Genomic DNA, 11094 nt, shown 5'->3' on the forward strand with positions numbered 1-11094 from the left:
GCGCTCGTTGCTGATGAGATAAGAAAAGCGGCTTACTGAGCCGCTTTCAGAGTGATGACAACGCGCTTGCTTACTGCCTACTTCCTATTATTTGTTCAGTTGGTTTATGCTGTTTAGCATAGCGTTGCGCCAATGCCGCGCACACCATCAATTGAATCTGATGAAAAATCATCAATGGCAATACCATCGCGCCAACTGCCGCGGCAGGAAATAATACGTTGGCCATCGGAATACCATTTGCCAGGCTTTTCTTCGAACCGCAGAACACAATGGTAATCTCATCCGCAGTATTAAAGCCTAATTTACGGGCCACCAGCGTATTGACTATCAACACGATACCCAACAACACGATGGAACATCCCACCACCGCCAATAAATACCATCCATCGATTTGCCCCCAAATTCCTTGCACCACGGCTTCACTAAAGGCGACATAAACGACCAGAAGAATGGATGATCGGTCAGTCACGTTAATCAATTTACGGTGACGATCAACCCAGCTTGCAATCAACGGTCGTGACAGATGCCCTACTACAAATGGCACCATTAACTGCATAATAATAGAACCAATAGCATGTAACGTATCCGTTTCTCCACCCTGAGTATGCATCAACAACCCCACCAGGATCGGTGACAGAAAAACGCCGAGAATGCTGGAGGCAGACGCACTACAAATCGCTGCCGCCACGTTTCCGCCAGCCATAGAGGTATAGGCTATTGCGGACTGAACCGTTGCGGGTAATGCACACAGGTAGAGGAAGCCCAGATAAAGCGTCGGTGTTAACACCACCGGCACTAACATCGTCATTCCCATGCCAAGCAAGGGAAAAAGAATAAAGGTACTAGCAAATACAACAAGATGTAGTCGCCAATGCCCCATTCCAGCGGTAATGGCTTCACGAGATAGCTTTGCTCCATGCATAAAAAATAACAGTGCGATGGCAGCCGTTGTTAAGTACTCAAAAAAAACTTTGGCATTTCCTTCACAGGGAAAGAATGACGCCGTAATAACAACCAAAGTTAATATCAACAAAAAACTGTCAATCCGTAGCCGCTGTAACCATCCCATTATCGGTATACCTTTCTACTGCTTAATTAAATAGTAAAGGCGATCCTAAGATCGCCCGCTTAAACCAAACGCCAATATCTGTGAGAAACATCGCCGCTTTCGATAGAACAAAAAACGGCGGGCAGCAAATGCCTACCATTGGCAACACGACACCTAACTATTCTTAACTGTCATAACTTTTTTCTGTTGATAAGAAAGCAATCCTAATTCAATTAACTCCATCACGTTGATTGCCTGATGGACACTGACAGGATTCTCCCCCTTGCCACTAAGCGCATCGCGAATCGCGGCATAATAAGCCGGATAATTACCCGGTATCGTCGGAACCACCTGTTCAGCCATCACGCCGTCCCGATGTAAAGTCAGTATGCCATCACGTTTATCTTGCCCCCAGTTTTCTACCGGTGGACGCTCGCCAGCTTTCAGATGCTCTTCCTGTGGATCAAGACCATATTTTATAAAGCTACCGCGAGTGCCATGAACAATATAACGTGCTGAAGCAGCAGCCACCAGCATACTGGCATGTAATACAACCCGGCGCTGTGGGTAAATCAGCGTAGCATGAAAATAATCAACCGCCTTACTGCCGGGTCTTAATTGTGCCATATCGACCTGAATAGCCACCGGTAGACCGAATAACTGTAATGTCTGATCGATCAAATGCGGTGCCAGATCATACCAGATACCGCTACCTTCACTCCCATCCTCTCGCCAACGATGACGAACTTCAGGTCGGAAACGATCAAAATGGGATTCCATGTAAACCACGTCACCCAGCGTACCGCTATGCAACAGGTTACAAAGCGTCAGGAAATCACTATCCCAACGGCGATTATGAAATACAGAAAGCAGCTTTCCAGTACGTTCGGCCACCGCACTCAGTTCATGCGCTTGTGACAACGTCACGGTGAAGGGTTTATCAACCACCACATGCTTCCCAGCTTCCAAAGCCTGACGAACCAGTAGGAAATGCGTGTCATTTGGTGTAGGGACAACGATCAGATCAATATCGGGATCGTTAAATAACGTCTGCGGTTCACGTTCTACACGTAATGTTGCCCAGTCAGCATGCACTTTATCCGCATTACTGCTGGAAACTGCAACCAATTCCATACCCGATGTCCCGGCGATCAGCGGCGCATGGAAGGTTTTGCTGGCGTAACCATACCCCAGCAACCCGACACGAACGTGATGACTCATGAAGATTCCCCTTAGTGACTTTTTACCGCATTACCTCATCATATTGATTCAGTATAGCACCAAGGGGACGTACACTCTTTGGGCTAATTGAGTCCCCTGTTCACACGCCAATTGCACCAGAAACATGATTTCCCCATTGCGGTGAATCATTATTTTTGGCTGACGGATAATTGATCTCACTGCTGCGACGACGAAAATCACTCGGACTCACGCCGACACGTTTGCGAAACACTCGGGAAAAATAAAGCTGGTCGTCATAGCCCACGACTCGACCAATGTTGGCAATCGACTCCTGCGTCGTTTGTAACAATAATTTGGCGCGGATAACACGCTGATCCTCACGCCAACGCAAGATGTTAATGCCCACCTGTTCACGAAATAAATGCGCAAGACGAGACGGTGATAAACACACATGTCGCGCCACTTCATCAATTCGCAACTCACCGGCCAGATTACTGGTGATAAACTGACACGCCTCAATAACGCGTGGGTCCATGATTTTCTGCGGACTTTGCGGATCTTCCTCCATTGCTCTTAACAATAAACGTTCGAGCAGATTCATCCCCAACTCTTCAGAAAAACGCCGTCCGGAACGCTGGGTTTGCTCAATATTGGCAAACAACCGATCAAACTCCAGTAATAACTGGTTATTCGGCAGACTCAATCGCCCCACACCACAATTTTTACTATGCCACTCAAGCCAGTCGGCCCAGTAGGCGCGAGGTCTGAAATAAACCCAACGGTGGTACCAACAATCGCTACTGGGTGAGCGACCATAGAAGTGTTTTGATTTGGGTGGAAATAGGAGCAAGTCTCCAGGATTACAATAGAACGTATCGTCACCCTCAAAAATCTGTCCTTGCCCTTTGATGGTGAGATTAATGATATATCCCTTCATGCCATCGGGTCGGTCAATAAAAAAATCGAGCGGTCCTTCAGCCAAAATAGGCGTCAACCCTGCAACCAGGTACGCGTTAAAAGAATACCCCGGTAGCAACGGATTGGACTGGGATTCATGCGCCATACGGTGATACATCGAACCTCCGGAACACGTTAAGCCATCACAAAATGTCTCTTTTTCACACCTGCTTTCATCGCGTCATCGCCATTAATCAGGGCACAGTTTCATCGTCTACTGGATGAAAGAAATACCCGCTTACGCGGGTAAGTCAAATAAATAAGTTTTTATACTGTTTTCTTCGACATCTGTTTGTAACGGTCGAAAATCACTGCGGCCAGCAGGATCAGCCCACGCACGACATATTGTGCAAACGGCGAAATGTTCAACAGGTTCATGGCATTCTCTACCGTTCCCAGAATCAGGACACCCGCCACAACATAAGAAATCTTGCCGATCCCACCTTTCAACGATACCCCACCCAGCACACAGGCAGAAATCACGATTAGCTCATAACCGATGGACGTCATTGGTTGTCCGCTGGTCATACGAGACGCCAGAATAATCCCCGCCGCCGCCGACACCAAACCAGAAAGCGCGAAAATGATAATTTTGGTCCGCACGACCGGCACCCCGGCCAGACGAGCCGCCTCTTCATTGCCGCCGATAGCCAACGTATTACGACCAAATGTGGTCTTATTCAACAATAAGCCAAACAGCGTCATACACGCCACGGTGATCCAGATCGGTGCGGGCAATCCCAGCCAATTGGCATAACCCAATTCAAAAAAACGTTCATCTTCAATCCCAACCGCTTTACCATCAGAAATGATATAGGCTAGCCCGCGAGCAATCTGCATGGTGGCCAGCGTGGTGATCAACGCATTAATTTTGAGCCGGGCAATAACAAAACCATTTAACAAACCAAACGCCATTCCCAGCAGTAAACCAGCACCGACGCCAATCCACAGACTTTCACTGATATTGATTACCACCGCCGTTGCCACACCAGCACAGGCAATAATCGATGCGACTGACAGGTCGAAATCACCGGAAGCCAGGCAGAACAGCATTCCACACGCGACCATCCCGGACATGGAGATCGCCAGCCCCAGCCCTTTCATGTTGATGAAACTAGCAAAGTTCGGCACAAAAATAGCGCATCCTACAAACAATACGGCAAACACAACCAGCATGCCGTAGTCATCCCAAATGCGAGACATCCCCATACCATTCTTTTTCTTTTCAGGGGTAGCAGACGTAACCGTTGACATTATTTTGCTCCTTCGCGGTCAGGCAACCGCAGATTCGATATCGGGGGTTCGTAACATTGCCAAGCTCAGTACCTTTTGCTCTGTGGCCTCGTCATGTGAAAGCTCACCAGAGACTGCACCTTCACGCATCACAATGATCCGGTCAGCCAGCCCAAGCACTTCTGGTAAATCACTAGACGCGAACAGCACCGCAATCCCTTGTTTGGCCAAGGTATAAATCACGTTGTAAATCTCGTGCTTGGCTCCCACGTCAATTCCGCGAGTCGGTTCATCCAGCAGAATCACTTTCATTTCCTCCGAGAGCCAGCGGCCAAGGATGGCTTTCTGCTGATTCCCTCCGGAAAGGTTCATGATCAGTTGTTCCGCAGAAGGTGTCTTGATATTCAACGCCGTAATACGGCGAGAAGCGTTATCCTCTTCCCACTGGTTATTGATGATGAAACCGGCTTTCACACTTTTTCGCCGAGCACTGATGTTTATATTGTCTCGTACGGAATGGACGGGAATAATGCCATCCGCTTTACGATCTTCAGGACAGAGCATGACTCCCTGACGAATAGCGTCAATCGGCGAATTCACCACCAGCGGTTTGCCATCCAGCAACACCTTACCTGCCGTTATTCGGGTGGCACCAAACAACCCCTTCATCAACTCGCTACGTCCAGCGCCCACTAGCCCAAACAGGCCGACAATTTCACCCTGCCGGACATTCAGAGAAATGGTCGATTTAACGCCCGGCGCTTTTACCTCTTGCAACGTCAACCGTTCGTCGCCATGCGGACGCGGTGAATAGCCATAAATATCCCCCAGATCACGCCCGACCATGGCTTGTACCAACAGTTCATGATTAACCTGCTGCATATCGTCGAAGGTACGGACATAGCGACCATCTTTAAACACGGTGATCGCATCGGCCAACGCGAAAATTTCTTCCATCCGGTGCGAAACATACAAAATGACGCGCCCTTCACTGCGTAATTCTCTAATTACCCGAAATAATTGCTCTATTTCACGGGCGGAGAGCGAACTGGTGGGCTCATCAAACGCAATAATTTTGGCATTACGAGCCAGTGCTTTGGCTATTTCCACCATTTGCCACTGGCCGATCGACAAGTATTTCAGCGGGGTATCGGGATCAAGATCCAATCCCAGATGCTCAAGTTGCAGTTTTGCCTCATAACGCAGCAGAGAATTATTGACCATGCCATATTTATGCGGTAACTGGCCGAGATAGATATTCTCAGCAATGGTCATTTCCGGTATCAGGTGTAATTCCTGATAAATAATGGCAACCCCGGCATTCAGGGCATCCATCGTGTTATTAAATTGGACTGGCTTATCCTGAATATGAATTTCCCCAGCAGAGGGGGCATAGTTGCCACTCAGGATCTTCAGCAACGTGGATTTCCCTGCCCCATTTTCCCCCATCAATGCATGGATCTGTCCAGTTTGGCAGGCAAAACTAATATCGGAAAGTGCCTTAACACCGGGAAATTCCTTACCAATTCCATGAAACGACAAATAGGGTGACTGTGCTGTCATGTCCGTTTCCTCATGGTTAACCACCGGCTTTACCCCGTGGAGTGTCGATTCCGCCATTTTTTGGCTGGCTGAATATATCCAATAGATAGGACATCCTTGTCCTTTCTGACTTACATCAGACCTTTTTTCTCCAGCTCAACCTTGAAGTTTTCGCGGGTGATCAGCACCACGTCCGTTACTTCGGTGAATTTTTCTGGTTCAACGTTTTTGGTTACCCATTCATTCAGCATCTGGATACTTTTATATCCATGAACATCCGGGCTTGGCAGCAGTGAACCATAGAAGCCGGTCGCCTGACTCTTGGACAATTCACTCACGGCGTCGACACCATTGATACCGATACCAATCACGTTATTCGCTTTGAACCCCTGCCCTTCGGCAGCACGCACGCCACCCAGCACGTTGTTATCGTTAAACGCGACGATCAGCCAGTTTTTTACTTGAGGATGCTGGACCAGCATAGAGTTAGCGGCATCAAATGCGCCGGGGATATCATTGGATTTGGTTGGAACCTGATAAATTTGTTTTTCAGGGAAACCGGCAGCCTTCAGCGCCCCTATCGAACCAGATGTCCGGCGACGGCAGGTATCCAGCTCATCGCAGGTAATCGCCATGACGGCGGTTTCTTCCACCTTCCAGCCACGATTATTCATTTCTTTCCACAGTTCCTGACCCTGACGCTCACCTATTTTGGTCGCCGCCATCATAACCAATGGCACCGTATCCATCGGTTGCCCTTTGGCATTGACAAACTGATCGTCAACCGCGATGACTTTCAAATCATAACTGCGTGCTTTAGCCATAATGGCCGGCCCCAATTTAGGGTCTGGCGTACAGATAACAAAACCTTTCGCCCCGCTGGCCGCTAAACTATCAATCGCATTCAGCGTTTTTTCACCATCAGGTACAGCGATTTTAATGACATCAAAACCGAGATCTTTTCCTGCTTTATCAGCAAACTTCCATTCAGTTTGAAACCAGGGTTCTTCCGGTTGCTTAACCAGAAATCCCAGCTTCAATGTCTCAGCGATAGCTGATTGTGACATAATGGCCGCCAGCCCAATCGTCGCTAGCACCTTAGTGAATTTATGCATGATCTTCTCCGATATGGTTATCTTTGTATACGCCAGCCAGGCTGATGTATCTCATCGTTCTCGGTAAAGCATTTCAGGTCTGGATAAAGGAAAAACACAGACTTAGTATCACACCTTTACTCAGTAGCATTCAGACGCTTTATGTTTTAGCGGGTATTTTCATCAAGAATGGAGAGCGCAATCACATCCCGGAACAACGACAGGTTTGTGCATACATATAGCAAATTTAACCAGTTGTTAACTTTTGACGATCATCACAAAATGACTGCTGGCGACAGAAAAATGCATACTTCCAGCTAACAACTCCTCACATCATCTCTGCCCCCCTGTCTATCGTTACAGCAATGAAATCAGGTTGAACAGGAGCGGAGCAATGAGTACGGGTGCGATTACGATTGGCCTCGATTTTGGCAGTGATTCGGTACGTGCCCTGGCGGTTGATTGCCAGTCCGGGCAAGAATTAGAAACAGAAGTGGTCTATTACCCTCGCTGGCGTGAGGGGAAATATTGTCAGCCTGCCAATAATCAATTCAGGCACCATCCGCTGGATTACATCGAATCGCTGGAACAAGCCATTAAGGTGGTAGTGAGTCGTTTAACGACGGAGCAACGCCAACAGGTTATCGGTATCGGCGTTGATTCCACTGGTTCGACGCCCGCCCCCATTGACGAACAAGGACACGTTCTCGCCCTGCGCCCTGAATTTGCCAATAACCCAAACGCCATGTTCGTTTTATGGAAGGATCACACGGCAATAGAAGAAGCGGAGGCGATCAATACACTGTGTCGCAGCGGGCAATTCCCTGACTACACGCGTTATATTGGTGGCGTTTACTCTTCCGAATGGTTCTGGGCAAAGATCCTGCATGTTTCGCGTGAAGATCAGCAAGTCCGTCAGGCTGCCGTATCGTGGATAGAACTCTGCGATTGGGTGCCAGCCCTACTTTCTGGAACAAACGCACCAGCGCAAATCAAACGCGGTCGCTGTAGTGCCGGGCACAAATCCCTCTGGCACCCAGATTGGGGTGGATTACCCCCCAAAGACTTTTTACACGCTCTCGATCCCTGCCTCACTGAACGCCTGCAATATCCAATGTTTACCGAGACCTGGACCGCCGACCACCCTGTTGGCACGCTGACGCCGGAATGGGCGCAACGGCTTGGTCTGTCTGACACCGTCACCATCGCAGGCGGGGCGTTTGACTGCCATGTCGGCACGGTTGGCGCGGGAGCGCAACCCTATACGTTGGTCAAAGTGATTGGCACTTCAACCTGCGATATTTTGATCGCGGATGAATCCCGCATTGCCGATCGCACCATTGCCGGCATTTGCGGTCAGGTCAATGGCAGTGTGATACCCGGTTATATCGGTTTAGAAGCGGGACAATCCGCTTTTGGCGACATGTATGCCTGGTTTAGCCGTCTATTGAGTTGGTCGCTACAACAGGCCATCAACGATCACCCCGAACTGAAAACAACACTACAGGCCACTGAAGGGAAATTGCTTGAGCGACTCACTCAAACCTGGGCCGACAATCCAACGTGGGATCATTTGCCTGTGGTGCTTGACTGGTTTAACGGACGTAGAACGCCCTTTGCTAATCAGCGCTTAAAAGGCGTGATTGCCGATCTTAATCTCGGCACCGATGCAGCGACACTCTTTGGTGGTTTTATCGCGGCAACCGCGTTCGGTGCTCGCGCCATCATGGAATGCTTTGAAACGCAAGGCGTACCGGTTGAGAACATTCTGGCTCTGGGGGGCATCGCCCGTAAGTCCCCCACGATCATGCAGGTTTGCACCGATGTGATGAATCGTCCGCTACAAATTGTTGCGTCCGATCAGTGTTGTGCATTAGGCGCTGCGATTTTTGCTGCCGTCGCCGCAGGCGAACATACCGATATCCCTACTGCACAGCGCCATATGGCCAGCGGTATTGAACAGACACTCATGCCTGATAGCCAGCGCGTCGCTCGCTATCAGCAACTTTATGAACGTTACCAGCAATGGTGTCGACTGGCTGAACCCGCTTACAGCCCGAAAGCCAAAGCTTAACCATCGCTTATTTTTTCCCTCACGGGGAATATCAAAACAGGAGTCATCATGGATTATTTTAAGCAACTCGAAGTCTGGTTTGTTATCGGTAGCCAACACCTGTATGGCCCTGAAACGTTACAACAGGTAAAAGAAAACGCTGAAAAAGTCGTCGCAGGGTTGAATCAGAGTGGAAGGCTCCCGGTTAAACTGGTACTGAAACCCTTGGTTAAAACGCCTGATGAAATCACCGCACTATGCCGTGACGCAAACTATCAGGATCGCTGTATCGGCTTACTGACGTGGTTACATACGTTTTCCCCCGCCAAAATGTGGATCGGTGGGTTGAGTATTCTTAACAAACCGCTGTTGCAATTTCATACCCAGTTTAATGCGGAAATCCCATGGGACACCATGGATATGGATTTTATGAACCTGAATCAGACCGCTCATGGTGGACGTGAATTTGGGTTTATCGGTGCCCGGATGCGTCAGTCTCATCAGGTGGTAGTCGGTCACTGGCAGGATAAAAATGCGCACGAACGTATCGCTAAATGGATGCGGGTCGCCGCGGCCATTCAGGAAAGTAAGCAACTAAAACTGGCACGTTTTGGCGATAATATGCGTGAAGTGGCCGTTACCGAAGGCGATAAGGTCAGTGCCCAGATCCAGTTCGGTTATTCCGTTAGCGCCTGGGGATTAGGCGATCTGGTTGCGGTCGTGGACGACGTTTCCAAAGGCGACATCGATACCCTGGTTGAAGAATACGAGGCAAGTTATCAACTTACCGATGCCGTTAAACTTCATGGTCCCAATCGTCAGAACTTATTAGACGCCGCGCAGATTGAGTTGGGGATGAAACGCTTTCTGGAACAAGGCGGCTATAAAGCCTTTACCACCGATTTTGAAAATCTCTACGGTCTGAAACAACTGCCGGGGCTGGCCGTACAACGTCTAATGCAACAAGGTTATGGCTTTGGTGGCGAAGGCGACTGGAAGACTGCGGCGCTCCTGCGCATCATGAAAGTCATGGCGGGTGGATTATCCGGCGGAACGTCATTCATGGAAGACTATACGTATAACTTCCAACATAACAACAATCTGGTTGTCGGTTCCCATATGTTGGAAGTTTGCCCCAGCATCGCCAAGGAACAAAAACCCATCGTGGATGCGCAGCATTTGGGCATTGGTGGAAAAGACGACCCTGCCCGTCTGATTTTCTCCGTGCCAGCCGGTCTTTCACTCAACGCCAGCGTTATCGATATGGGCGATCGTTTCCGCATGCTGGTTAACATCGTCGATACCATTGAGCAACCGCGACCGTTACCCAAACTGCCCGTTGCACGTGCAATATGGAAAGCTCAGCCATCGCTGGAAACCGCAGCCGAAGCGTGGATACTGGCTGGTGGTGCGCACCACACGGTATTCAGCCAGGCACTGGATTTAGACTATATCCGGTTGTATGCCGATATGCAGAATATTGAGCTGCTTGTTATCGACAACGATACGCGTATTCCTGCGTTCAAAGACGCATTACGCTGGAATGACCTTTATTACAAACTTAGCGCACATTAAAAATAACCTACTATGATGCGAGGAGGCGGATAATGCCTCCTCCATTCCAAAGCGCGTCCGGCTTAAATCACAGAGCACCATTAACCTCTGGACAGCATTTCTCTCTTGCTTATACTGAATCACTTCAATTACATCACCATGTTGTTCATTAACTATGACCGTTCATAATTATTTGTTTAAATTCAGAAAAGTCAGTACGTCGGAAAGTCTGGAAAAACTCTTTGATCATCTCAATTACTCACTGACAGATAGCCAAGAGATTATCAGTATGTATCGTGCGGCTGACCACCGTCGGGCAGAATTGGTCTCCGGTGGGAAACTCTTTGATGTAGGCTGCGTCCCAAAATCAGTATGGCACTATGTGGTGTAACACCTTAAATGGCGTAACCCTTTTGAGTTAAAAACACGTC

General features: G+C 48.9%; 9 protein-coding genes. 3 read left to right on the forward strand and 6 right to left on the reverse strand.

Features of this window, described 5'->3' with window-relative positions; genetic code table 11:
* Positions 1 to 70 precede the first annotated feature (70 nt).
* The 6 genes from ACKPVM_RS09535 to ACKPVM_RS09560 all read right to left on the reverse strand — a co-directional run bounded on the left by ACKPVM_RS09535 (position 71) and on the right by ACKPVM_RS09560 (position 7077).
* Positions 71 to 1069, reverse strand: a complete 999-nt coding sequence (locus ACKPVM_RS09535; RefSeq protein ID WP_409308802.1) for a bile acid:sodium symporter family protein — start codon at positions 1067 to 1069, stop codon at positions 71 to 73.
* Between the two features lie 153 nt (positions 1070 to 1222).
* A complete protein-coding gene (locus ACKPVM_RS09540; protein ID WP_409308803.1) occupies positions 1223 to 2269 on the reverse strand; it encodes an oxidoreductase in 1047 nt (348 codons plus the stop codon).
* Between the two features lie 100 nt (positions 2270 to 2369).
* Positions 2370 to 3305, reverse strand: a complete 936-nt coding sequence (gene araC, locus ACKPVM_RS09545; protein ID WP_409308804.1) for an arabinose operon transcriptional regulator AraC — start codon at positions 3303 to 3305, stop codon at positions 2370 to 2372.
* Between the two features lie 149 nt (positions 3306 to 3454).
* Positions 3455 to 4441: an L-arabinose ABC transporter permease AraH gene (gene araH / locus ACKPVM_RS09550; protein WP_409308805.1), complete on the reverse strand. Its 987-nt coding sequence runs from the start codon at positions 4439 to 4441 to the stop codon at positions 3455 to 3457.
* Positions 4442 to 4459: 18 nt separating this feature from the next.
* On the reverse strand, positions 4460 to 5983 hold the full coding sequence (gene araG, locus ACKPVM_RS09555) for an L-arabinose ABC transporter ATP-binding protein AraG (protein ID WP_409308806.1): 1524 nt from the start codon (positions 5981 to 5983) through the stop codon (positions 4460 to 4462).
* A 110-nt stretch (positions 5984 to 6093) separates the two neighbouring features.
* Complete coding sequence (locus ACKPVM_RS09560; RefSeq protein WP_409308807.1) at positions 6094 to 7077, reverse strand: arabinose ABC transporter substrate-binding protein; 984 nt, start codon at positions 7075 to 7077, stop codon at positions 6094 to 6096.
* 373 nt (positions 7078 to 7450) lie between these two features.
* On the opposite strand from ACKPVM_RS09560, the gene ACKPVM_RS09565 reads away from it, so the two are divergent.
* The 3 genes from ACKPVM_RS09565 to ydgT all read left to right on the forward strand — a co-directional run bounded on the left by ACKPVM_RS09565 (position 7451) and on the right by ydgT (position 11054).
* Positions 7451 to 9130 carry a ribulokinase gene (locus tag ACKPVM_RS09565; RefSeq protein WP_409308808.1) on the forward strand — a complete coding sequence of 560 codons (1680 nt, stop codon included), beginning with the start codon at positions 7451 to 7453 and terminating at the stop codon, positions 9128 to 9130.
* A 48-nt stretch (positions 9131 to 9178) separates the two neighbouring features.
* Positions 9179 to 10684 carry an L-arabinose isomerase gene (araA, locus tag ACKPVM_RS09570; RefSeq protein ID WP_409308809.1) on the forward strand — a complete coding sequence of 502 codons (1506 nt, stop codon included), beginning with the start codon at positions 9179 to 9181 and terminating at the stop codon, positions 10682 to 10684.
* A 154-nt stretch (positions 10685 to 10838) separates the two neighbouring features.
* On the forward strand, positions 10839 to 11054 hold the full coding sequence (gene ydgT, locus ACKPVM_RS09575; RefSeq protein ID WP_409308810.1) for a transcription modulator YdgT: 216 nt from the start codon (positions 10839 to 10841) through the stop codon (positions 11052 to 11054).
* Positions 11055 to 11094 lie beyond the last annotated feature (40 nt).

The sequence above is a fragment of the Pectobacterium hainanensis genome (assembly GCF_046237015.1).
Classification (GTDB): domain Bacteria; phylum Pseudomonadota; class Gammaproteobacteria; order Enterobacterales; family Enterobacteriaceae; genus JBJYIN01.